The organism is Candidatus Chromulinivorax destructor, from assembly GCF_003366055.1.
Taxonomy (GTDB): Bacteria; Babelota; Babeliae; order Babelales; family Chromulinivoraceae; genus Chromulinivorax; species Chromulinivorax destructor.
The window spans coordinates 486,385-509,803 of sequence record NZ_CP025544.1 but is presented as its reverse complement, the minus strand read 5'-3'; the positions used below and the strand labels follow the sequence as shown (position 1 = coordinate 509,803).

The window sequence follows — 23,419 nt, the reverse complement described above, 5'->3', positions numbered from 1 at the left end:
ATATAAAAAAGAAAGGTCATCCTATGATTGACAACATGGTAATGATGTACGCATTTTTCTTAGTACCAATACTATTTTTGATAAGCTTTTTGTTATCAAGTGTTATTTTAGTTCATCAAGCAGAAACGATTGTTATTGAAAGGCTTGGCCGATTTCATAGAATTTTAGGACCAGGGTTGCATGCAATTGTTCCTTTTATAGATCAAAAACGTAGTGCTATTTGGACGTTTGTATTTGTTGATCATAATCATGATTATGTGAGAATATCTAAAACATTATACCGAATTGATTTGCGTGAAGCATTGTACGATTTTCCTAAACAAAATGTTATTACCAAAGATAACGTGACCATGGAAATTAACGCATTATTGTATTATCAAATTACTGATGTAAAAGCTGCAATGTACGAAGTTTCAAATTTACCAGAAGCGATTGAAAAATTAACACAAACAACATTGAGAAACGTTATTGGGTCAATGGATCTTGATACATCATTAACTTCACGAGATGTTATCAACGAACGCCTTCGTCTTATTTTAGATGAAGCAACTGATAAATGGGGTGTTAAGATAAATCGAGTTGAATTACAAGAAGTTAATCCACCGCATGATATTCGTGCAGCTATGGAAAAACAAATGCGTGCTGAACGCTCTCGTCGTGCAACGATCTTAGAAGCTGAAGGTAGTAAATTTGCTATGATTCTTGATGCTGAAGGGGTACAGCAGTCACAAGTGTTGCGTGCAAAAGGTCAAGCAGATGCAGCTATTATTGAGGCAGAAGGACAAGCACAAGCTCGATTAAAAGTTGCAGCAGCAGAAGCAAAAGCTTTTGAAATGTTGCAATCAGCTATGCCAAATACTGATCCAGCACAATATTTAATCGCAATGAAGTACATGCAGACATTACCACAGATGATGGAAGGGCAGAATAATAAATTAATTGTAGTGCCGTACGAATCATCAGCGTTAATGGGCTCATTGGCATCAATGAAAGAATTATTTAAAAATATTGATGAAAAACAAAAGTAAGAATTACGTATAAAAAATGGAGTGCATATAGCACTCCATTTTTTATCTATTGCAATTTGTGATTATGATCTATCACGGTGACAATTTTTTTGGCCATCATGTAAACCGTCTTGATAACCTTCGTTATAACTTGCGTTACGACGGCGATGATTGTGATCACTATCTGAGCGATCGCCACCAAACATATTATCTAAAAGTTGAACTTTAACATCTTCTTGATGAGCACAATAACGCTGTGCAGCCATATAACCTGCAGCGCCAAGAATAAACATCAGCATAAGCATACCGATTTGTCGTAGATATTTCATTTTTTATCTCCTTTTTTAGAAAATTTTGCTATATTTATCAATGTTAATAATATCAAATTGAAACTGCGAATAGCAATGATTCTTGATGTTCTTGTATATACCCTAAGGAATAAAATATGAAAATATATGTTGGAAATTTAACAGCTGATACTATGGAATCAGCATTAATTAGAAAATTTGAGCGTTTTGGACAAGTTGTTTCTGTTAAAATCATCAAAAGTGGCGGAAAATCTCAAGGGTATGCAATTGTTGATATGCCAAATGATATTGAAGCTCAAGCAGCAATTACTGGGTTAGATAGATTAGAATTTAATGGTTGTTGGTGGTCAGTAAAACAAGCTCGTTTTTAAGACTTTTAAAGTTAGTCATAAAAAAAGGATGTACAAAATACATCCTTTTTTATTTACCTGGTATTGATTACCAGCTTATTTATTCAACAAGCGCCTTTAAAATTAATTGACTCCAACTTTCAAATTGCTCAAATGTATCAAAACATTCTTCCATCGACATTAATTGACCGCTTTTATGCTCATCGCCTTTAATGGTAATGTTGCCGTTATCACCTTTTAAAAGCACAACAAGTCCAATATGTTTTTTACCAACTTCATTGCTGTCATCGTTTAAAAAACCAAGCGTATGCATTGCAAGGTTGCCTTCATAAGAAACTTCTTCCTCAAATTCACGACTAATCCAATCGAATAAAGTTTCGCCTTGAATATCTTCTTGAGTCATGTGTCCACCAATACCAACTGATAACTTGTTTGCAAGATTCTGTTCGTTTAATTTATTTTTTCTTTGCATAACAAATATTTTGCTATCAAAGGTAAATATCATGTATGAAATAATTTGTTTGTATGAAGCATCTTTTTCAGCAAGGTGTCGAGGCAAAGACTCTTGATGTTGTACGATTGCAGTAAGAAGTGGGTGAAGTGCATCAAGAGAGATGCCATGCCATGCTGGAAACTCTTTAAATAAAGTATCTTGCTTAACAACTAAAATTGATTCGGTTAAAAGTACTGGTTGATGAGGAGCAGCGTTCATTATATTTCCTTGGAAAATAAAAATTTATTTTTTTAGAAGCATACGTTTTATGATGTGACTGATCAAGTTGTGTTTGTAAAAAATATCTTTGAGAACAGGTTTTTTTTGGGAATTGTTTGCCTTAGCTGGTTTTACGATAAATATATTTTATTGTCTTAATTTATTTTAAGAAAATTGTAAAAAAGCATTGAAGATAGATTGCTATCATAAAATCTTTTTGATATGATGATGGAGATATATTAATTAATTTTAGTTATTAAAGTAATTAAATCTTAAAAAACTTAAGATGTTATTTTAATAATGGATGAGGAAGAACAGTATGAAAATGTACGTTGGCAACTTGAGCTTTGACACATCAGAAGGCGATTTAAGAGCAAGATTTGAAGAGTTCGGAGACGTTGCTTCTGTAAATATCATTACAGATAGAGATACAGGCAGATCTAAAGGTTTCGCTTTTGTAGAAATGTTGAGCAAATCAACAGCTGAAGCAGCTATGACAGCTTTGAACGGCGCTGAATTTAACGGTCGTAAATTGACAGTTAACGAAGCTCGTCCACGCACAGAACGTCCAGCTGGTAACACAGGTGGTTTCTCTCGCGGTGGTAACACTGGCGGAGCTGGCAGCAGCCGTCGTTGGTAATCAACGTTCTATAAAACTCAAGTTTAAAATTTGAATTTTTAAATCCCATCTTGCAAAAGGTGGGATTTTTTTTGATTTTTTTATTGTAGTTGGTATTTTGTTAATGAGATTACCTATGTATATTTTTTAAATAAAAAATTTTATCATGAAGAAAAATTTGTTAGCAATTTTTTTGATTGCATTATCCAGTATCAATATTCAAGCATCAACTTTGTCAGAAACTATAATTCAGAGTCCTGTAACGCATGCGGTTATAGGGTATGTTGTTGGAAACCTTGGGTATCAGGTTTTAAGTGGGTGTAATGTAAATCCATTAGTACATTTTACTCAAGAAGAAAATGGAGAAAAGTTTGATCTGCTCGGAGTACAAAGTATGGGTGCTTGCGCATATATATATGAAAAATATGCACAACAAAAATTATCAGATTGCGATAATGGTTTTTATGATATTGCTCGATTTACAAACAAAAAAGTATGCACATTTAAAACCCCTATAGTATTGATAAATTCCTTTGCAAAACAACATCATGACAATGGTTCAGAAGAAGTTGGTGCAGCTCTTCTAGTTGATCTAAGGCCTCTTGCGATGGGTCTTATAACTGGCGGATTAGCGTATTATGCTGCAAAAAAATAATATATAGAGTTCTTGTTATGTAATCATTGTAAAGGTTTATGCTCGTCATAGGCCTTTTTTTACGACCTATGCTGTATAAATTTTTAGTAAAATAGTGATCTTATGGTATATTTTTATGACTAAGATTAGTTTTTATCATGAGAGGTTGATTATGAGCTACGACTTTAAAGCCGTTGAGCACAAGTGGCAAAATATATGGGAGCAAAATCCATATGGAAAAGCTAAAGACACAGGTAATGGAAAAAAATATTACTGTTTAGATATGTTCCCGTATCCTTCAGCATCTGGTTTACACGTAGGGCACTGGAGAGGATATGTTCTATCTGATGTGTATGCTCGAGTCAAACTCTTACAAGGTTATAATGTTTTACATCCAATGGGATGGGATGCTTTTGGTTTACCTGCAGAAAACGCTGCAATCAAAGAAGGTAAGCACCCTGCGATTAACACTGCAAAAAATGTCGCAATTTTCAAAGATCAGTTAAAACAAATTGGTGCGGTGTATGATTGGTCAAAAGAAGTTAATACCACTGATCCTGACTATTACAAATGGACGCAATGGATTTTTGTAGAAATGTTTAATCGTGGTCTTGCGTACGAAGCGATGACTGCGATTAACTGGTGCCCGTCATGTTTAACAGGTCTTGCAAATGAAGAAGTTGTTCATGATGGTTGTGACCGTTGTGGTACAAAAGTTGAACAACGCAAAGTTCGTCAATGGATTTTAAAAATTACTGATTATGCAGAACAGCTTCTTGACGGCCTTGATACACTTGATTGGCCAGAAAAAGTTAAATTAATGCAACGCAACTGGATTGGAAAAAGCAAAGGTTTAATTTTTACATCACCGGTTAAAGATACCAACCTGACAATTCAAACTTTTTCAGCTCATTTTGAAGCTTGTTATGCCGACACATTTGTTGTTATTGCTCCAGATCACCAATTATTACCAACATTGCTTGATGGGCTTGCAAACAAAGAAGAAATTTTACAACAAGCAGCTGCTATGGTTGCAAAACGTTCTGCTGATAGAAAAGATGATAAAGAAGTTGAAGGTATATTTACTGGCCGTTATACGGTCGATCCACTTGGAAATGGTGATTTACCAATTTGGATTGCAAGTTTTGCTCTTGCAAATTATGGCACCGGCATTGTAAAATGTTCAGCTCATGATGAGCGTGATTTTGCATTTGCAAAAAAATATAACATTCCGTTAAAAGTTGGCATGGTACCGTTTGGTAATCCAGACCTGGAAGAACACGTATTATCACAGCAAGTTTGTTTTACCGATGCAAAACATGGAATTTTGTTACACCCATCACAGTTTGCAGGCAAAAATGCTGCAGATTCTCGCCAAGCAATGATCGATTATCTTGTTGAAAAAGGTTTAGCAGAAGAAAAAACTACCTACCGTTTACGTGATTGGGTTTTCTCTCGTCAACGTTATTGGGGTGAGCCAATTCCATTGATTCATTGTGGTTCATGTGGCGTGGTTGCAGTTCCGCAAGATCAGTTGCCGGTACTTCTGCCTGATGTTGAATCGTACGAACCAACTGGTACAGGGGAGTCTCCATTAGCTGGTATTGATTCATTTGTAAACACGACATGCCCAACGTGTCATGGTCCTGCAAAGCGTGAAACAAATACGATGCCTCAATGGGCAGGGTCATGTTGGTATTTCTTACGATATCCAAATCCAAACGTATCTGATAAACCCTTTGATGATAAAGACATGGCCTATTGGATGCCGGTTGACTTGTATGTTGGTGGTGTTGAGCATGCGATCTTGCATTTATTGTATGCACGCTTTTATGTTAAGTTTTTACATCAAGCAGGGTTTATTAATTTTGATGAACCATTCACCAATTTGTTTAATCAAGGGATGGTGTGTAAGCGATCAGAGATTTCTGGCGCAGTAGAAAAAATGTCAAAATCAAAAGGTAATGTTGTTAATCCAGATGATATTATTGCAAAGTACGGATCAGATGTCTTGCGTATGTACATTTTATTTATGGGACCACCTGAATTAGATTGTGAGTGGCAAGATGCTGGTATTGAAGGTATTAATAGATTTGTGCACAGATTGTATACGTACCTGACAAATCCTACAACAATGCTTGATAATGCTACATTAGAAGATAAAGATGTTACTAAGCGTTTACATCAGTTAATTAAAACGGTACAGAATCGTTTAGATTTATTTAAGCCAAATACGATGATTGCAGCATTCATGGAATGGTTGAATGATGCAACTAAGCAAAATATGCGTTTGAGTCGATCTTCCATGGAACAGATTTTAGTACTGTTTTCCACAGTTGCACCGCACATGGGTTCTGAATTATTAGAATCATTATTGCAGGTAAAGCTTGAAAATTGTGTGTGGCCTGTCGCGGATGAAAGTCTTATTGAAGTTGAAAATGCTACTATAGCGATCCAGATTAATGGCAAAATGCGAGGCACTTTGCATGTTGACTTACAGATGAATCAGGTTGATATTGAGCAAGCTGCACGCGATCAGCAAGCTAAGTGGTTTGAAGATAAAGAAATTGTTAAAATTATTTATATACAGCATAAAATGATTAGTTTTGTTGTAAGATAAAATTTATAGCACATGTCATGTATAAGCGCCTAGGAATTAACTTTTCTAGGCGCTTTTTGATGTGCAAATTATCTGTGTGTCATTTTCTATTTGTTCTTATTCTGTTATAATTATATATATCGCATTATTAAAAAATCGCTTATTTTGACTATGTAAACTAAATTTGTATTATGAAACTTAGTCCTGCGTTTTTTATAAAAAGTCTTGGGGTTTGCAAGCAGGTTACCCTATGCTATGTAAACCAAATTTACATGTGCACAAAAACCTACGATATCGCTTCGCTCATCTCCGGAAACAGTGGTGGCGGCGGCCACGTTACGCTTTTTTTATGTAAATAAATAGTGCATGAGGCCCACCGGCCAGCAAATTCCCTGAGTTTTTGTAGAAAACGTAGGGTAAATTTTTAGAATAGCCGCTGCGCTGTTTTTAAACATAAGCAGAGCTGTATTCTAGATTAGTATGCTTATTTTAAATTTGTTGCAAGCAGTCTCATGTTTTCTCAATATTTCAAATAGATTATTATAAGGTTGTGCATATGGTGGTTTGTAAAATGATTCTTTTGTTGATAGTTATTTTTTCATCAAACATAAGCTTTGCAGCAGAGCTATCATCGGTATCTTTTGAAAATGTGAATTATGATTCTGATTCATCAGCTCATGAGCTTGGATTGTATTTTGATGAAAGCATGTCTTTTGAGTTATTAGGTAGCAAGCAAACAAGTTCATCGCAGTTAAGTTTACGTGGCTCTTCAGGTTTGGGAATAACATTAGAAGAAATAGCAGACAGAAAAAAATTGACTGTTCCAAGTTTTAAAAAAGATACTGAACATAAAGATACTATGCATGTTACAAGTAACAGAGAAGCAGTTATGGTAACATCGGCGTATAGTTGCAAGCGTAAAAATTATCACGAAATCATACTTGATGATAATCATAAATCTACTAAAAAATCTCATAACCAACTTGATATTATGCAACAAGATGTATATAAAAATCATGCATCATATAATAGTTACAGTGGTTATCGTAAATAAAGTTATTGTTATATGAAAAAAATACTATTTTATATTTTGATTTGTTCGCCTGCTTTGATGTGTTCAATGGAATTGCAACGGCCTTTACTCTTAGATTATACGTTTGCAGTTTGTCCTCCAGAAAATCTTATTGAAAACTTACAGCAGCATGCTTGTACGGCCAAAAATTTTGATAAAACTGGAAAACTATTTCAAGAGCTTTTGTATGATCGATTTTCTACACAAGATTTAGAATATTTAGTTGAAGTTGTAACTTCTGGTAAACAAGTATCTGCCGTGAGCGCATTACATCATGCGGTGGGAAATAAAGAAGAATTTGCCTATGCATCAGTAGCAATGATATTGCAACAAGAAAAACTTTTAGATTGTAAAAATGGCAAATTACAAAAAGCATTAGATGAAGATCGTCAAAAATATATACTGCGTAAAAAAAATATTCTTTTATATCTCAATCCATTTAATAAAAATAATCAACAAGCAGGTCAGTTGTATTGGAAGTTGCTGCAAGATAGAACTGATAGAAGAAATCGTAATACATTATATCCAGAATGTAATCAACTCCTACCACCTTTTAAGCTTGATGATCAATCAGATGCATTTGAAGATGATTCTGATAACAATGATATGACTTCAAAATTATTGGCTGATTTGCAAAATTATTTTATTGATGAAGGTTTGATGGTACATCAAGAAATAGATCTATCTGATAGATCAAAAGAAAGTGTACCAGCAAGTGCTTTATGTTCTTCAGTTATTCCTTCTTTTGTTAATAAATTTACTTTTCATGAAGGTATGAGTTTAGATGTTGTAGATAAGCTTATATTTTTGTCATCTGAATATCGCTATTCCAGTACTATTGCAAAATTAAATAATGAGTTAATTGCTATAGATAAAAATTTAGAATATGAAAAAAAGAAACTTGTTCAAAGATTGGCAAGAGCAATAGAATGTCGAAATAATTCTGATATTTCAGCGCATAGCAATTCCAGTAAGTCTGTGCGATGGGATCAGTCAGTTAAAGATTCTAAGCCTACTCAAAAAACTCGTCGTCAAAGACGTCGTAAAAAATAAAATAGTTACCTATGTTATCAGATAAAAAGCAAAGTGATAACGATATGAAATATAGTAAAAGAATAATCGTTATTATTTCTGGTAAGGAATTAATAACTTTTAGGTAAGGATGGAAAATGAAAAAAATAATTTTTTGTAGCCTTGTATTTTTGCATATGTATGTCGTTAGCATGCATGAAAATAAAATACATGTTAAAGTTCCTGTTGTAGCTCTTCATAAAAAAGTATCAAATTTAGATGCTGGTTATACCGTCAGAAGCATTGCAACTAATGATTCATGCGCGGATCATACAACTGATTCTTATTCACAAGACCCTTTAGATTTTAAAGTTGTTGATTGGACAGGTGTAGCTATTTATTCGTATAGAGATGTTCTTGTTCCTGAAAAAATGCAGCGTAATTCTTCTGATGATTGGGATTTGAATTTTTATAAGCCAATTTTGACTTATCGTAAAAAGTATACCACAGCTGATCTACGTATGTATGGAATGTTTAATCCAGAAGAAGAAAAAAAAGAGCGCGAGAAATTACAAAGAATCTTAGCTGGTGTTCATAGATCTATACACATTTTATTTGAGAAGAAAACTTCATGATAAATTTTATAAAGGTATATAATTAAAGTTTTGTAGGAAGCTTTTACATTGGATTTTCATAACTTTGCTCTATAAAAATTGATATAAGCTATGATGTGAAAAAATATGATGACATCTAGTTACAGCATGTATAAAGCGAAATTTAAAATAGGATTTTTGTATGAGTGTTTTTAAATTGCATCTTCCATTTCAACCATCAGGCGATCAACCAGCAGCTATTGAAAAATTACAACAAGGACTTGGTAAACCATCAACATTACTTGGAGTAACCGGGTCAGGTAAAACTTTTACCATTGCAAACGTGATTGCCGCGCAAGATAAACCTGTGATTGTTTTATCACCAAATAAAACGCTTGCAGGGCAATTGTATGAAGAATTTTCTCTGTTTTTTCCAGAAAATAAAGTTTGTTATTTTGTCAGTTATTATGATTATTATCAACCAGAGTCATATCTCCCTGCGCAAGACATTTATATAGCTAAAGAAACAAAAATTAATGACGAGATAGAACGTCTTCGTGTTGAAGCTGCAGCAAGTATTATGCAAAGAAAAGATGTTATTATTATTGCATCAATTTCTTGTATTTATTCTTTAGGTAATCCTCAAGATTTTAAAGAAATGGCAATATCTTTATCGGTGGGTGTTAAAATAGGTCGCAAAGAGCTTATCAATAAATTGTTATCAATCCTTTACACTCGGAACGAAGTTGATAAACGAAGTGGGACATTTCAGGTGTATGGCAATAGCATCGAGATTCATGTTCCGTATCAAAAGAAAAAAAAGTTACGAATTGAGCTTTTTGGTGATGAAATAGAATCTATTTCTTGGATTGATAAAATTAATAATAATGTTTTGAATCTTGTCGACCAAGAAGTTATTTTTCCTGCAAAAAACTTTGTTACCACAGAAGCTAAAAAACGAACAGCAATTACGTCAATCAAACAAGAATTACAAGAGTATGTTGCAACCTTAGAAAATCAACAGTATGCCGACCGCATACAGCAGCGTGTTGCTTATGATATCGAGATGCTTGAGCAGACAGGTACATGTCCGGGTATTGAAAATTATTCAACCCATTTTGATGGTCGAGTATCTGGTCAAGCACCGTACTGTTTATTTGATTTCTTTAATGAAGATGGATTTTTATTAGTTATTGATGAATCTCATATTGCTATACCCCAAATGGGCGCAATGTACAAGGGTGATAAAGCTCGTAAAAAATCATTAATTGATTTTGGCTTTCGTTTACCATCGGCGTATGATAATAGGCCTTTAAAGTTTGAAGAATCTGAACGTTTTTTAAAAAATGTTATCTATGTTTCTGCAACCCCTGGTAAATATGAAGCTGAGCATAGTGCTCAAATTGTTGAACAAATTATTCGTCCAACTGGTTTGCTTGATCCAATTATAGATTTGCATTCACGAACCAATCAGATACAAAACTTGGTTGAGCAAATTAATGCAACAAGCGCCAAAGGTTTTCGAACACTTGTTACGGTGTTAACCAAAAAAATGGCTGAAGAGTTAGCATTTTTTCTTGAAGAAAAGCAGATTAAAGTTTGTTATTTGCATTGTGATTTAAAAACTCCGCAGAGAACTGATTTGCTACAAAAACTTCGACTTGGCATTTTTGACTGCCTTGTGGGTGTTAATTTATTACGGGAAGGTTTAGATTTACCAGAAGTAGCTTTTGTTGCTGTTATGGATGCTGACATAGAAGGCTTCTTGCGAGATCGTCGATCATTGATTCAGATTATAGGTCGAGCAGCGCGAAACACCGAAAGTATTGTTCGCCTATACGCAGATAAAGTTACGCCATCGATGGATTTTGCAATCAAAGAGACAGCGCGTCGACGCGAAATTCAAGATACATATAACCAAGAACATGGAATTATACCGACAACAGTTATTCGTGATGTAACAACTTCGATTTCGTCATTATCTGCAGATATTGCTAAGTCATCAAAGTATTTACAAAAACAGGCTAAAAAAGAGATTAAGTTAACGGCACAAGAAATGCAGTATCAGATTGTTGAGCTTGAAATTGCAATGCAGCAAGCAGCTCAAAAATTAGATTTTGAAACGGCAATTGCCTTGCGTCAGCAGTGGCAATTACTTAAATCTAAATTATAAAAAATAGTAGATCAGGTCTTTTTCATAACCCTATGTTTTTTATAAAAACTTTGGAGATCTGGATGCCCATGGGCCTGATGCACTCTTTTTTTGAATTAAAAAAGCGTATAGTGGCCGCCGCCACCACTGTTTCCGGAGATGAGCGCAGCGATATCGAAGGCTTTTATTTTAATTTTAAAATTTGGTTTACCCAGTTTAGCTAGCATTATAAAAAAAGCGGCGTACAACATTCAAGTTGTACGCCCCTAAAAACATAAAATTTATGTTAGAAATTACGCAATTGCTCTTACAATAGCATCTTTAACTTCATGTAAAGTAAGTTTTTTTGATGGAGATACTTCCACTAAAAACTTAGCTGAATACTCTACAAAAGGTGCTGAAACTGTTTCTTTTTCAAAAAACTTAATAGCTTTTTCTAACAAGTTCATGAATTGAGCATTGCTGATAATTTTTATATCTGAAGCTTTGTTATCTACGATATGAAATTCTTGCATAGTTGATAAACCAAAAGCTGCAGTTACAGTAGCATCGTAACATGTAGCGTATTGAGCAATGATTTCTTCTAAAGCTTGAACAAATAACGGAGCTGCGATTTGGATAGCTTGTGATTTACTTGGAGTTGTCGCTTCGTTACGAGCTGACCAATCTTTAGCTTTTTCTACAGACTTTAAAATTGAGCTTAATTTTTCAAGAACTCTATTTGTTTTGATTAATTGAGTTTCTTTGTCGGTTAAGATAATACCGTAATCGTTGTTAGAATCTTGTGCTGTGTATGACATGTGCACAGATGCTAAACACGCAATCATAAGAAGATTTTTGATAGTTTTCACAGAGGAATCCTTTTTGGTTTGAAACGAATAGTAATATTGTAAATATTATAATGTGAAACATAGAAAACAAAAAGGTATATTTATCAAAAAAGTATGGATAAAAAAGCTCTATTTTATGAGAGATAAGATCTGATCAGTTGTATCGAGAATAAATAAAAATAAGCCGCTATGAAAATATAGCGGCTTATTTTTTAGAAAAAGATTAATGTTTAGTTTGTTTCTTCTTGAGTGTCTTCTTTTACTCTTTCTGATATTGCATCGAAAGTACCTTCAAAGCTTGATTGGGAGCCATCAATTTTTGTTAAAGGTAATTTTATCTTTATATCATCACCAAATAATTTATAAGCATTATTTAATACTGTCCGTAGTTGACTATCATTAGCAATTACTTTGTTTTTATCTTTGCTTGTAATAATTTGCTCTATTTTATAGCCACCCAATAGGTTTTTTTGAGATTCCAATAATAAACCATTATTCTTTATGTATTGTTGCACATTTGCAATAAGTTCTTCTTTAATACTTAAAACTTCATTGGTCATTTTTTCTTTTTTAAATTGATTGAACCCATTTTTAGGGTTATCAAGTTGAGGCTTTTTATCTTGGAGATCTTTAATATTTTGTTCCATTTTTGTTAATAATGCTTGAGCATCCTGAGCTTTTGATTCATCTTCATTTGAAGGCCCAAAAGATTTTTCTTCTTCTTTTTTTTCATGAGGAGCAAAAAAACTATTCATATATTTAGATAGTTGAGAGTACATTGAATCTGGTTCTGGTGAATTTTGCTTTTTACTAGAACTATTTTCATTGCTAAATTCATCTTCAGCTCGAGCAAATAATTCTTTAAATTCATCATGTCTTGGAGCAAAATCTTTATCATCTTTATGTGCTTGGTATTGTTCTGCTAATTGTTTAAATTTAGCTAGAGCTTCTGCTTTGTTTTTATTTTTTGCTTCAGTCACGTCTTTTGCTTGGTACAAATATTGGATTGGATGGGTTGTATTTTTATAATACATTGAAAGCGCTTCTTCCATCTCGTCCATCAGCTTTGATGCTGGATTATTCAATTCAGTTGATTCTTGCTTGCTGCTAAATGGATTTAATTGACGAAGCAAATCTGAGAAATCTTTAAATAGTGGTTCATTTTCTTCTTTTAGTTGAAGATGACTAAATTGATCTTGAGCATTTTGTATAAGATCTTCAAATGTTGCTTTGTATGCTACAAAATCTTCATCTTTTCCATTAAGCTTTCTACGATATTCAGCTACAAGGCTTTCTATTTCAGTTTTTGCATCATTTTGTTTTTTAGTATTTCCTGTTGATTTATTAAACCATTTACTATTGTCATAGTAATCTTGAATTGCGGCTTCTATTTTATTTAGATATTGTACCGCTGGATTATTTTGATCAGCTTGCTTTGACCATGAGTTTGGATTAAAGAAAGCTACAAATGAACTTCCATAGGTAGTAGATTTTTTTGGTTGTGCATCGGCAATTTTTTGTAAAGCTTTTGAAGTTTGTATGCTATCTGCTGCATTAACTACAAATTCAGCTGATTCTTCTGATGCTTTCATCTGTGAATAGCTTATAAAAAGTAGAAATAAAATTTTCATATTTTTCATAACAACATTCCTTTTTTAAGAAAATAATATAGTTGCATCATAAATTGTAGAGACATATAAATGCAAGAAAATAGAGAATATTTTAAAAGCTTGCAGATGAGGTTCCCTTGAGTTTTTGAAAAAAGTTACAACATCCTACGTTTTTTACAAAACTCAGGAAAATGAGACCCCAGTGGGGGTCAATCGCTTAATTTTTTTAAAAAACGAATAGTTCCCGCTGTCATGACGATTCAGGAGGTGAATCGAAAATGATTTTAAAGTTACATTAAAAATCAACATAACCTATGCAGATAGCTTTTTTTGAATTTGATGAAGAGTTTTTTCTTGGGGGCTCTCATGAAACTGTTTTTCAATGACATAGCAGATTGATGTAGTTAATAATAGTTTTATGAGTAGTGTTAATTTGATTGTCATTGCGTGCCCCTTATATCCTCTTTTTTAGTGATTTTAATTCAACTTGTATACAAAATAATTTTGGTTTTCATATAGATTTTCCTTATTACTTTGTATTCTTTTTTCTTATTATTATAATATTTTTATTTTGGGTAATATTGCAAGAAAAATTATAAAATCATTGATATTGTTCTCTTGCGCAAAGACATGATGAGATTTATATATTAATCCAGTTTGAAATTTTAGAAATCGAGTTTGAAAATTATTGAGATAATCAATGGAGTTATGATACGCTGTGCCTAATATTTTTAAAGCAAAAATAAAGACTTTTATTAGTTTTTAAGCTGTATTTTTAAAAATATATATGATATCGAATTGCTAGAATGTATGTTTTAATAGTAAGGATAAAAAAATGAAGCGCTTGTACGGATTATTATTACTACTGATTTTTTCAGGGTGTCACTATGTTAAAAGTCCTGAAATGCGCTTATGTAGCAGACTTGATTGGCAATCAATTGTTACGATGTTTCCAAAAAATGAACAACAAATAGGAGCAATGAAGCACAAAGCTATTGCAGTAATTGATACTATGTTAAAAACATTAGAGTCTCAAGAGCCACAACATAGAAATTTTTATAACAGCATTCGTTTGTATGATAATGCAAAATTTAAATTTATTATGAATTTACAGATACTCTCAACTGTATCTATGCTAGATAGTGATCCCTCACTTCGTTCTTGTGCAAATCATGCGGTTACAGAACTTCAACAGTACCAAGCAGACAAGTTAGTGCGTAACCCAATATTGTTACATGCATTTCAAGATTATGCTCAATACGGTCATGATGATCCAAGCAAAACAATCTCTGTTCGAACTTTTTTACAAAAATCGATTAATAAATTAGAGCATGAAGGAGCTCATCTATCCTCAGCAATTCTTACTCGATTAAATAAATTATCAAAAGACATCAAAAAATTAGAAGCTGAATTTGGTTCTTATATAGTAAATCATGCTAAATCCATTGTTTGTACCAAAGATGAACTTGTTGGAGTTCCTGCTTTATACCTTACAAACTTGCATCAAACAAAACGCGGTTATACTATCCCTTTAACCTATGATGCATTTTTTACGATTTTAGAAAATTGTACCATAGCTGCAACTCGTAAAAAAATATTTTTAGAGTTTAATCGACGAGTGTATCCAAAAAATGAAGATGTGCTTAAAAAACTTATTTATAAACGTAATGAGTATGCTCGCTTAGTTGGGTATAAAAATTTTGCAGAGTATGAGTGTGCATTGCAAATGGTTGGAAGCGTTCAACGTGCACAAGATTTTATTATGGAAATTGTAGCATCAACAAATACCATTGTTGATGAAGAATTTGTGCAATTAACAAAAAATTTACCTGAATCAGTTGTTTTATCTTTGACAGGTAAATTACAACCTTTTGATGAAGCTTTTGTGCGATCTACCTATAGAAAAAGTCATTTTGATATTGATGCAACTGCTCTTGCGCAATATTTTCCTATTGATAATGTTATCAATCAATTAACTAAACAATTTGGACAATTTTTTGCATTATCATTTGACCAGGTTCCTTGTCATGGATTATGGCATAAAGATCTTATCTGTTTTCAGGTAAGGCTTTTAAAAACAAATGAAATTCTTGGGTATCTTGTTTTTGACCTTTATGCTCGCCCTGGAAAATCTGAACAAGCATGCCAGATGAGTGTCATTCCTACAATTCAAGATGATTGTAGTTTTGCATGTAGCGGTCTTTCAACAATTATTACGAATTTTAATAAAGCTCAAGATGGTAAAAAAACATTGCTTGAGTTTCATGATGTTAAAACATTGTTCCATGAATTTGGCCATGCTTTACAAGAACTTTTTGGGGCTACTGATTTTGTTGATATTGCAGGCTCTCATGGACCACGTGACTTTTTAGAGGTGCCGTCGCAATTGTTTGAAATGTGGATGGATAATCCTTCTATGATCAAGCAGTTTAGTCAGCATTACATCACTCAAGAAAAGTTATCTGATGCAATGGTACAAAAAATAGTTGCTGCAGAAAAATTTGGCCGAGCAAGTTTGTTATCTCGACAATGTTTATTGTCATTGATATCACTTGAATTTGGAAAAGATGCTGAAAAAATTCAACCTCATGATATTGTTGAAAAGCTCTATAGACAAGTAAGAACTGATGTTGAGTACTGCCCACAAGATCATTTTGAAACTGGATTTGAACATCTGATAGCTTACGGTTCACATTATTACGGATATGTCTGGTCAAAAGTTTTGGCAGCAGGACTCTTTGAATACATAACAAAACATGGCATTACTGACAATGAAGTAGGCCAAAAATTGTATCAAGCTTTGTTGTGTCATGGTGGTAGTCAAGATCCGCAAAAGTTGGTTGAATTATTGCTTGGCTCTACGGTAACTAAAAAAGCTTTGATAGATTCATTGCAGTCGTAAAATATTTTTGAGAAATCATAAAAAAGGGAATCGTGATAGATTCCCTTTTAATTTTTAGATTTTTAAATCTACGCTTATTATGCCTGATTGCAAATCTTGAGATTGATTTTCAATAGATTTTTGAATTATAGGAAAATATTTAAAAATATGGCGGTAATAACTATGGCTAATTGATTTGTTATTGACCGTGAAATTTATTTGAATGCACGATGCATCTTTATCAAACATTCGGTCAGACCAAAAATATTCATGTCGTATATCTTTGTTATATAATCCTTGCGGATCCATTCGTTGAAGCCAATCAGTTTGAGAAAAAATTGAGTACACTTTATGAAAATTCTTACTCTGTATCAAATTATGGTTAATCTGTTGTACCGGTGTTCCAAAAATCCAAATTTCAGTGGTGATTTTTTGTTCTTGTACTAATTGAGTTAAGAAATTTGCAGTATTTAAGACCACATTTCCTCCATGAGAAAATCCAATTAATCGTATTTTTGGTTGTATTCCATGTTGAGCATAGTAGTTTGTAACAGTTGTTTTCAGAGCGTTGGCAAGGTCAGATGCTGCTTGTTGTCTAACGCTGTCATAAATTTTTTCTGAAGGCCATCCAAAAACATAAAATTGATCAAGTGAATACAATGAAGGATTAAGATCAACGCATCCTTGTGCAATGGTATGGAAATGATAATCTGCAGGCAGTTTTTTTGCTAGTGAGAGGCCTTGTGGGCAATACATTAATTTACGAAAAGGAGAATTGCGTAAAATTTTAGGAATTGGGTACGTGCCATGGACAAAAACCGTAATAGCATGATCAGCTGTTGTTTGTTGCAAAGCTGATAGAGAGATATTGAAAATACATGATAGTAATATGACAAAATATTTTTTCATTATGAGATGATTACCTTTCATGAAGTATAGAACAACCCCGAATGTTTATTCGGGGTTGTTCTATGTTAGTTATTTATTGACGCTGTAAAATTGATTTAAATGTATCAAAATGTTTGATACATGCTTTTAACGCTGTTGCATCATAATTATTTTTTGTTAATTCTTCAGTAAAAGCTGATTGTACTTCAGTGATAATATCTAAAAGTGTTAGATATTTATTTTGAGGAATTATTTCATACCAATTATCATCAGTATCGTATTGTAATGTAGTATCTGCACCTGAAGTAACTAAATATTGAGCTATTGTAATATATTTTAAAGCATATCCATCTATTATGTCTTGTAATATTGATTGGTCTGTTTCAATGCTATCACAATAAATCATGACAATTGATTCAATAAGTGAATTAAAAACTTCATATAAAGGCGTGTATCCTTTTTTATCTTTCGCATTAATATTTGCACCTGAATTAACGAGCAATTGTATAATTTTTAAATTTCCATCTGCAATAGCATTATGTAATGGCGTGCTGCCACTTGTATCTTGAGAGTTTATATCTACTTTTGTAAGTAATGTGGTAATAGTTGGAATATCTGATTCTTCAATTGCATAATTAAGTTTTTTAAGATCGGTAAGATTTTGGTAGTAACTATCTTTTTTATAATCTTTTTGTCCAAACATCATGCATGGTGAACTTAATAATAGGCAAATGAATAATAATTTTTTTTGCATAGTAACACCTTTATTTTATTTTATATGTGTAACGTTCAAACTTCCTTGCTTTCAATTTTAATACAATATGAGATTAGCATGTTGTATGTTTTGGGCAACCGCTCAACCTTGTTTTTTAAATTTTTACATCAACTGCTATCATACCTGATTGTAAACCATCTGATTGTGATTGAGTGATCTGTTCAATAATCGGAAAATATTTAAATACACTGCGATAATAGATGTGACTGATCGATTTATCATTGACGGTAAATTTCACTTGAATGCATGATGCATCTTTATCAAAAGTTCTATCAGACCAAAAATGATCTTTTCTTATTTTTTTATTACAAAGACCTTGAGGATCAATTCGTTGAATCCAATCTTTTTCTGAATAAAATGAATAACATTGTGTAAATTTTCCTTGATTAACGCAATCGTGGTTAGCTTGCTGTATAGGAGTCCCAAAAATCCATGCTTGGACATCTATTGGTATTGTATTATGCACTAAAGGTAAGTAATTTGCTGTGTGTAAAACAACATTGCCACCATGTGAAAAGCCAATAAGTCGAATAGAAGGGTGAACTCCATGTTGGATGTAATAACTATCAACAACTTGTGCAAGAGCAGTAACTAAATCTTTGGCAGCATTTTTTCTGGAGCTATTTAATATTTTTTCAGATTTCCACCCAAAGATGTAAAATCTATCCCAGCCATAATCATGGCTATTAAGTTTTATGCATCCCTGAGCTATTTTATAAAAATGGTAATGATTTGGAAGATTTTTTGCCAAGCAAAGCCCTTGCTCTGTATACAGAAGTGATTTTGCTGGGGTATGGTGCAAAAGCCTGCGCATAGGAAATGTTTCATGGACAAATACCGTTATCGTATGATCTTTTTTTGATCTTTGTGCTAATAAGTTTATATGGGTAAATATGATAAGAAGTATAAAAAATTTTTTACGAGAGAACATGATGCCTTTTTTTAAATAAGGACGTTATGTATTTGCATAACGTCCTTATGATGATAAGAATTTAAAAGCTGATTTTTTTAACTTCTATGATTTCTCATTCTATCAAATGCTTGTCGAATGTGCGTCATTTCAACCCATAAAGAATTGGTGTTAACGGCAATAATTGCAGCTTCATTGACTAGATTTGTTAATTCTGCACATGAAAAACCAGTCGTCATTTGCGCAATGTAATAAATATCTAAACCTGGTGCATGCTTCACTTTTTTAAATTGATTTTCTAAAAGTTGCACACGAGCTTCAAGTGTTGGCTTGGTAATATATATTTTACGATCAAATCTTCCTGGTCGAATTGCAGCTTCATCAAGTGCATTAATTCTATTGGTAGCACCAATAATAATTATTGTCGTGTTATCGTTAAATAAACCATCCATTTCTGTTAAAAATGCATTGACCGTATTGCTATACTCTTTATCTGATCCGCGTGCTGCAAGTAATGCATCAATTTCGTCAATAAAAACAATGCAAGGAGCCAGCTTGCGAGCAATTAAAAAAAGTTCTCGTACTCGAGATGGCCCAACACCAACATACATTTCTACAAATGATGCTCCATTCATACTAATAAATGGGCAATTAACTTCACCTGCAAAAGCTCGAGCAAGCATCGTCTTTCCATTTCCCGTGCTTCCGTCAAATAAAATACCTTTGGTTATTTTTGCCCCAATAGCATCATATTTTGAAGAATCTTTCAGGTACGAAATAATATCGAGCATGCAAGATTTTGCAATATCAAGACCTGCTATGTCAGTAAATTTAGTTTTGATATCGCCAGGATAAAAAATTTGCAAAGGTAATTCGGTATCAATTTTAATAGGTTTTTTTACTGGAGGTTGATTTTGATTCGAATTTTTATTTGGCTTTTTTGGAGCTGCAAGCAGGTGGTCAATTGATGCAATCATACTTATTATGAGCATAAGATTACGTGCAGATTGTTTGTTCATATTTAAAATCCAAGCGGAGGGTAAAACTGTTTTTATATATTTATACTATTAATCATACCAGAGCAGAGTTTAAGCTCTATCTATTTTTTATCTTTTGTAAGCATACATTGTATCGTTCATTCACGCAAAAGGCTGACTTTGTTTTTACGTTTAAGGCAATACCTATCCCAATAGTTTGTATTGAGCAGAAGCATTATTAAAATTATAACGCGGTAGAATTAGTGTAAAACATGAAATGAGCATAGTAATATTGCAGGTTTCTCTGTTTATTGAAAAAGACTTCATTTTTAGATATTTGATGTAGTAACGTCAGATATAGATGAGTCTAAAAAAATAAAAAGGGAAATGTACAATGTTGAATAAAAATTTAAAAATTATTTTGAGTGCAATTGTTCTGATTGCGGGAGCATATTTGGCTGTTTGTTGGTATGCTCAAAATTCTGATCAAAGTGGGGTTGTGGTTCAAAAGGGGAGCACTAAAATAAAAAACGGGCATCCCTGCAAAGGAAATAATAATGATTGTCAATCAGGATATTGTTCAACCGGTAACAATAAAACATGCCAAGATAAACCTGCGTAATAAATATTTGTATCTATAGTAATGAAGAAGGGAATCTTTACAGATTCCCTTCTTTTGTATTTGATCAAAAATTAAACGGTAAAGTTTAGCTTTTTTTACCACTACGTTTACGTTCACCTTCGTTAAGAATCATTTTTCTTAAGCGAATTGATTTTGGAGTGAATTCGATCAACTCATCATCCATAATGAACGATAGACATTGTTCTAACGTCATTTGTAGATGCGGTTGCAATGCTGTTGAATCATTAGAACCAGATGCACGCATGTTCGTTAGTTTTTTGCCTTTACAAGCATTAACTGTTTGATTACCCAAAGAATAAAGTTAATGTTTTTGTACAGGATAGGCCAAATGAGCAAGAATCTTGTTGAAAATGCAATAAAGACGACCATGAAAATGGTACATGCGAATAATTTTTTATGCGAATGTAGAGCAATCTCTCGGCTTTTTTATATTCAAATTGAAATTTTATTGACTTTTAAACTATCTTTTTGCTACAGTTTTTTTGTTGTGATTTATAAAATAAAAAGGAGAGTGATTATGAAACAGTTTAAATTTATAGTTTTACCGATGATGCTTTTAGCAATCAGTCATACAATGCAAGGATCTCAAGTACCACAAGATTTTAAGTCATTAAACTCTAAGGTAAATTCTATGCGCGATGATATAAATGATAAAATTATACCATCAATTATTATCGTATTAAATAAATTAATTGATGGTAGTGATATTACAAAAAGAGATAAGTTGGAATTGAGTGCTATGAAAAAATTCTTGTTAATGAGTAATGGCGCAAATGAAAATATTTTAGCTGAACTTGCTGCTACAAGTGATGCCGATTTAGCAGAATCAATGGCCAGAAAATAAAAAGTATATGATTTTAGCGGTGAATAAAAAATTCGATCTAGAATGAAGTATAGGCTGCTCATGGAGTTGGCTCATGCGCATAATTTTTTATGTGTATATTTACTATATAAAAGCAAGAAGGGAATCTGTAAAGATTCCCTTCTTTTGTATTTGATCAAAAATTAAACGGTAAAGTTTAGCTTTTTTTACCACTACGTTTACGTTCACCTTCGTTTAAAATCATTTTTCTTAAGCGAATTGATTTTGGAGTGAATTCGATCAACTCATCATCCATAATGAACGATAGACATTGTTCTAACGTCATTTGTAGATGCGGTTGTAATGCTGTTGAATCATCAGAACCAGATGCACGCATGTTCGTTAGTTTTTTGCCTTTACAAGCATTAACTGTTAAGTCGTTATCGCGTGAATGTTTACCAACGATTTGACCTTCGTACACAGTTTGGCCAGAACCCATAATCAATACACCACGGTCTTCAAGACCTTCAAGTGCGTATGAAGTTGTTTTGCCACTTTCCATAGCAATCATCACACCATTTTGACGAAGTCTGATTTCACCAATGTATGGACCGTATTTGTCAAAAGCAGAACTCATGATACCCATACCTTTAGTATCCATCATGAAGTCAGCTTGGTATCCTAAAATACCACGAGTTGGGATTTCATAGATAAGACGAGTCATAGGACCATCTTCTCTCATATCAGTCATTTGACCTTTACGTGTACCCATAGCTTCAATAATTTTACCAATGTATTGAGTTGCAACGTCGATAGTTACCGTTTCGTACGGTTCCATTTTTTTGCCATCAATAACTTGGAAAACTACTTCAGGACGAGATACTTGGAATTCATAACCTTCACGACGTAATTTTTCAATAAAGATTGAAAGATGTAATTCGCCACGGCCAGAAACTTTAAATCCGATACCATCATCTTCAACTTGCATAGCAATGTCTGAAAGTGGTTCACGGTGTAAACGATCATGCAATTGACGACTTGTAATGAAATCGCCTTCTTGACCTGACAATGGAGAGTCGTTTGGTAAGAATTTAATAGCAACTGTTGGTGGATCAATTTTGAATGAAGGTAGTGGAATTGGGTTTGATGCACTCGTAACAGTTTGACCTACTAAAATATCTTTAAAACCTGCAACAGCGATGATTTCACCAACTGAAGCTGTTTCGATTTCCATATGTTTATTACGTTCAAATCTGTATAATTTTGTTACACGGATAGGCTGACTCATAAAGTTTTCTGATGCAGCAACTACGCTGTTAGCTAAAGCTATTGAACCAGAAGTAACTTTACCAATTGCTAAACGACCCATGAAAGCTGAATGATCAATTGAACTTACAAGCATTTGGAAAGGACCGTTTGGGTCACCTTTAGGTGCAGGGATGTAGTTTACAATCGCTTCAAAAATAGCTTTGATGTTATCAGTTTTAACGTTATAGTCAGTTGTTGCCCAACCGTTTCTTGCTGATGCGTATACAACTTTGAAATCTAAGATTTCATCAGGAGCATTAAGACCTACAAGAAGATCGAAAACTTGGTCAATAACCCATTCAATACGAGCTGTTTCTTTGTCGATTTTGTTTACAACAACAACTACAGGTAAGTTTAATGCAACAGCTTTTTTCAATACGAAGAAAGACTGAGGCATTGGGCCTTCTGCAGCATCAACAAGGAAAAGAACACCGTCAGCCATTTTAAGCACGCGTTCAACTTCTCCACCAAAGTCAGCGTGACCAGGTGTGTCGATGATGTTAATAAAATAGTCTTTGTACATGCAAGAACCATTTTTTGATTTAATGGTAATTCCACGCTCTTTTTCAAGATCAATTGAATCCATCAAACGCTCTTCAATAACATGATGCGCTTGCATAGAATCACTTTGCTTGAATATTTCGTCAACCATAGTTGTTTTACCGTGATCAACGTGTGCTATAATAGCAACGTTACGTATCTTTGATTGATCCATCGTCTAAGTTTTCCTTATTTGAT

General features: G+C 33.2%; 22 protein-coding genes and 1 pseudogene. 12 read left to right on the top strand and 11 right to left on the bottom strand.

Annotated elements, in window-relative coordinates; translation table 11 throughout:
• Positions 1-23 precede the first annotated feature (23 nt).
• The gene (locus C0J27_RS02560) at positions 24-1,028 is read left to right on the top strand and encodes an SPFH domain-containing protein (RefSeq protein ID WP_252120586.1); all 1,005 of its coding nucleotides are present in this window, start codon (positions 24-26) and stop codon (positions 1,026-1,028) included.
• 62 nt (positions 1,029-1,090) lie between these two features.
• Here C0J27_RS02560 and C0J27_RS02555 read toward each other — a convergent pair whose 3' ends face one another.
• Positions 1,091-1,336: a hypothetical protein gene (locus C0J27_RS02555; RefSeq protein ID WP_115585630.1), complete on the bottom strand. Its 246-nt coding sequence runs from the start codon at positions 1,334-1,336 to the stop codon at positions 1,091-1,093.
• Positions 1,337-1,452: 116 nt separating this feature from the next.
• Between C0J27_RS02555 and C0J27_RS02550 the strand changes: the two genes are divergently transcribed.
• Positions 1,453-1,686 (top strand): RNA recognition motif domain-containing protein, encoded by a 234-nt coding sequence (locus C0J27_RS02550; protein ID WP_115585629.1) that lies wholly within the window; start codon positions 1,453-1,455, stop codon positions 1,684-1,686.
• A 79-nt stretch (positions 1,687-1,765) separates the two neighbouring features.
• On the opposite strand, the gene C0J27_RS02545 is transcribed toward C0J27_RS02550, so the two are convergent.
• A complete protein-coding gene (locus C0J27_RS02545) occupies positions 1,766-2,377 on the bottom strand; it encodes an NUDIX domain-containing protein (RefSeq protein ID WP_115585628.1) in 612 nt (203 codons plus the stop codon).
• A gap of 319 nt (positions 2,378-2,696) precedes the next feature.
• Between C0J27_RS02545 and rbp the strand changes: the two genes are divergently transcribed.
• The 7 genes from rbp (at position 2,697) to uvrB (ending at position 11,078) form a co-directional block, all read left to right on the top strand.
• On the top strand, positions 2,697-3,017 hold the full coding sequence (rbp, locus tag C0J27_RS02540) for an RNA-binding regulator (RefSeq protein WP_115585627.1): 321 nt from the start codon (positions 2,697-2,699) through the stop codon (positions 3,015-3,017).
• A gap of 145 nt (positions 3,018-3,162) precedes the next feature.
• Positions 3,163-3,651, top strand: a complete 489-nt coding sequence (locus C0J27_RS02535) for a hypothetical protein (protein WP_115585626.1) — start codon at positions 3,163-3,165, stop codon at positions 3,649-3,651.
• Between the two features lie 151 nt (positions 3,652-3,802).
• Positions 3,803-6,250, top strand: a complete 2,448-nt coding sequence (gene leuS / locus C0J27_RS02530) for a leucine--tRNA ligase (protein ID WP_252120585.1) — start codon at positions 3,803-3,805, stop codon at positions 6,248-6,250.
• A gap of 535 nt (positions 6,251-6,785) precedes the next feature.
• Entirely contained in the window at positions 6,786-7,283 is a 498-nt protein-coding gene (locus tag C0J27_RS02525) for a hypothetical protein (RefSeq protein ID WP_115585625.1), read from the top strand.
• 12 nt (positions 7,284-7,295) lie between these two features.
• On the top strand, positions 7,296-8,354 hold the full coding sequence (locus tag C0J27_RS02520; protein WP_115585624.1) for a hypothetical protein: 1,059 nt from the start codon (positions 7,296-7,298) through the stop codon (positions 8,352-8,354).
• A 116-nt stretch (positions 8,355-8,470) separates the two neighbouring features.
• A complete protein-coding gene (locus C0J27_RS02515; RefSeq protein WP_115585623.1) occupies positions 8,471-8,947 on the top strand; it encodes a hypothetical protein in 477 nt (158 codons plus the stop codon).
• A 160-nt stretch (positions 8,948-9,107) separates the two neighbouring features.
• Entirely contained in the window at positions 9,108-11,078 is a 1,971-nt protein-coding gene (gene uvrB / locus C0J27_RS02510; protein ID WP_115585622.1) for an excinuclease ABC subunit UvrB, read from the top strand.
• Positions 11,079-11,350: 272 nt separating this feature from the next.
• Here uvrB and C0J27_RS02505 read toward each other — a convergent pair whose 3' ends face one another.
• The 3 genes from C0J27_RS02505 to C0J27_RS05770 form a co-directional block, all read right to left on the bottom strand.
• Positions 11,351-11,908, bottom strand: a complete 558-nt coding sequence (locus tag C0J27_RS02505; protein WP_115585621.1) for a hypothetical protein — start codon at positions 11,906-11,908, stop codon at positions 11,351-11,353.
• A 209-nt stretch (positions 11,909-12,117) separates the two neighbouring features.
• On the bottom strand, positions 12,118-13,527 hold the full coding sequence (locus tag C0J27_RS02500) for a hypothetical protein (protein ID WP_115585620.1): 1,410 nt from the start codon (positions 13,525-13,527) through the stop codon (positions 12,118-12,120).
• Between the two features lie 282 nt (positions 13,528-13,809).
• Positions 13,810-13,941, bottom strand: coding sequence for a hypothetical protein (locus C0J27_RS05770; RefSeq protein ID WP_286206275.1), 132 nt, complete (start codon positions 13,939-13,941; stop codon positions 13,810-13,812).
• A gap of 391 nt (positions 13,942-14,332) precedes the next feature.
• On the opposite strand from C0J27_RS05770, the gene C0J27_RS02495 reads away from it, so the two are divergent.
• Positions 14,333-16,399, top strand: a complete 2,067-nt coding sequence (locus C0J27_RS02495) for a M3 family metallopeptidase (protein ID WP_115585619.1) — start codon at positions 14,333-14,335, stop codon at positions 16,397-16,399.
• A gap of 54 nt (positions 16,400-16,453) precedes the next feature.
• Here C0J27_RS02495 and C0J27_RS02490 read toward each other — a convergent pair whose 3' ends face one another.
• The 4 genes from C0J27_RS02490 to C0J27_RS02475 all read right to left on the bottom strand — a co-directional run bounded on the left by C0J27_RS02490 (position 16,454) and on the right by C0J27_RS02475 (position 19,970).
• Positions 16,454-17,287: a hypothetical protein gene (locus C0J27_RS02490; RefSeq protein ID WP_115585618.1), complete on the bottom strand. Its 834-nt coding sequence runs from the start codon at positions 17,285-17,287 to the stop codon at positions 16,454-16,456.
• Between the two features lie 73 nt (positions 17,288-17,360).
• Positions 17,361-18,020, bottom strand: a complete 660-nt coding sequence (locus C0J27_RS02485; protein ID WP_115585617.1) for an ankyrin repeat domain-containing protein — start codon at positions 18,018-18,020, stop codon at positions 17,361-17,363.
• 115 nt (positions 18,021-18,135) lie between these two features.
• On the bottom strand, positions 18,136-18,972 hold the full coding sequence (locus C0J27_RS02480; RefSeq protein ID WP_115585616.1) for a hypothetical protein: 837 nt from the start codon (positions 18,970-18,972) through the stop codon (positions 18,136-18,138).
• A gap of 77 nt (positions 18,973-19,049) precedes the next feature.
• On the bottom strand, positions 19,050-19,970 hold the full coding sequence (locus C0J27_RS02475) for an AAA family ATPase (RefSeq protein WP_115585615.1): 921 nt from the start codon (positions 19,968-19,970) through the stop codon (positions 19,050-19,052).
• A gap of 352 nt (positions 19,971-20,322) precedes the next feature.
• On the opposite strand from C0J27_RS02475, the gene C0J27_RS02470 reads away from it, so the two are divergent.
• Positions 20,323-20,550 (top strand): hypothetical protein, encoded by a 228-nt coding sequence (locus C0J27_RS02470; RefSeq protein ID WP_115585614.1) that lies wholly within the window; start codon positions 20,323-20,325, stop codon positions 20,548-20,550.
• Between the two features lie 85 nt (positions 20,551-20,635).
• Here C0J27_RS02470 and C0J27_RS02465 read toward each other — a convergent pair.
• A pseudogene (locus C0J27_RS02465) lies at positions 20,636-20,848 on the bottom strand (translational GTPase TypA); the annotation flags it as partial.
• 240 nt (positions 20,849-21,088) lie between these two features.
• Between C0J27_RS02465 and C0J27_RS02460 the strand changes: the two are divergent.
• On the top strand, positions 21,089-21,415 hold the full coding sequence (locus tag C0J27_RS02460; protein WP_115585612.1) for a hypothetical protein: 327 nt from the start codon (positions 21,089-21,091) through the stop codon (positions 21,413-21,415).
• Positions 21,416-21,590: 175 nt separating this feature from the next.
• Here the strand turns inward: C0J27_RS02460 and typA are convergent, their stop codons facing one another.
• On the bottom strand, positions 21,591-23,396 hold the full coding sequence (typA, locus tag C0J27_RS02455; protein ID WP_115585611.1) for a translational GTPase TypA: 1,806 nt from the start codon (positions 23,394-23,396) through the stop codon (positions 21,591-21,593).
• Positions 23,397-23,419 lie beyond the last annotated feature (23 nt).

Bases quoted from the DNA above. Each gene is read 5' to 3' on its own strand.
- C0J27_RS02560 (WP_252120586.1), top strand. From the start codon at position 24: ATGATTGACAACATGGTAATGATGTACGCATTTTTCTTAGTACCAATA.
- C0J27_RS02555 (WP_115585630.1), bottom strand. From the start codon at position 1,336: ATGAAATATCTACGACAAATCGGTATGCTTATGCTGATGTTTATTCTT.
- C0J27_RS02550 (WP_115585629.1), top strand. From the start codon at position 1,453: ATGAAAATATATGTTGGAAATTTAACAGCTGATACTATGGAATCAGCA.
- C0J27_RS02545 (WP_115585628.1), bottom strand. From the start codon at position 2,377: ATGAACGCTGCTCCTCATCAACCAGTACTTTTAACCGAATCAATTTTA.
- rbp (WP_115585627.1), top strand. From the start codon at position 2,697: ATGAAAATGTACGTTGGCAACTTGAGCTTTGACACATCAGAAGGCGAT.
- C0J27_RS02535 (WP_115585626.1), top strand. From the start codon at position 3,163: ATGAAGAAAAATTTGTTAGCAATTTTTTTGATTGCATTATCCAGTATC.
- leuS (WP_252120585.1), top strand. From the start codon at position 3,803: ATGAGCTACGACTTTAAAGCCGTTGAGCACAAGTGGCAAAATATATGG.
- C0J27_RS02525 (WP_115585625.1), top strand. From the start codon at position 6,786: ATGGTGGTTTGTAAAATGATTCTTTTGTTGATAGTTATTTTTTCATCA.
- C0J27_RS02520 (WP_115585624.1), top strand. From the start codon at position 7,296: ATGAAAAAAATACTATTTTATATTTTGATTTGTTCGCCTGCTTTGATG.
- C0J27_RS02515 (WP_115585623.1), top strand. From the start codon at position 8,471: ATGAAAAAAATAATTTTTTGTAGCCTTGTATTTTTGCATATGTATGTC.
- uvrB (WP_115585622.1), top strand. From the start codon at position 9,108: ATGAGTGTTTTTAAATTGCATCTTCCATTTCAACCATCAGGCGATCAA.
- C0J27_RS02500 (WP_115585620.1), bottom strand. From the start codon at position 13,527: ATGAAAAATATGAAAATTTTATTTCTACTTTTTATAAGCTATTCACAG.
- C0J27_RS05770 (WP_286206275.1), bottom strand. From the start codon at position 13,941: ATGACAATCAAATTAACACTACTCATAAAACTATTATTAACTACATCA.
- C0J27_RS02495 (WP_115585619.1), top strand. From the start codon at position 14,333: ATGAAGCGCTTGTACGGATTATTATTACTACTGATTTTTTCAGGGTGT.
- C0J27_RS02490 (WP_115585618.1), bottom strand. From the start codon at position 17,287: ATGAAAAAATATTTTGTCATATTACTATCATGTATTTTCAATATCTCT.
- C0J27_RS02485 (WP_115585617.1), bottom strand. From the start codon at position 18,020: ATGCAAAAAAAATTATTATTCATTTGCCTATTATTAAGTTCACCATGC.
- C0J27_RS02480 (WP_115585616.1), bottom strand. From the start codon at position 18,972: ATGTTCTCTCGTAAAAAATTTTTTATACTTCTTATCATATTTACCCAT.
- C0J27_RS02475 (WP_115585615.1), bottom strand. From the start codon at position 19,970: ATGAACAAACAATCTGCACGTAATCTTATGCTCATAATAAGTATGATT.
- C0J27_RS02470 (WP_115585614.1), top strand. From the start codon at position 20,323: ATGTTGAATAAAAATTTAAAAATTATTTTGAGTGCAATTGTTCTGATT.
- C0J27_RS02460 (WP_115585612.1), top strand. From the start codon at position 21,089: ATGAAACAGTTTAAATTTATAGTTTTACCGATGATGCTTTTAGCAATC.
- typA (WP_115585611.1), bottom strand. From the start codon at position 23,396: ATGGATCAATCAAAGATACGTAACGTTGCTATTATAGCACACGTTGAT.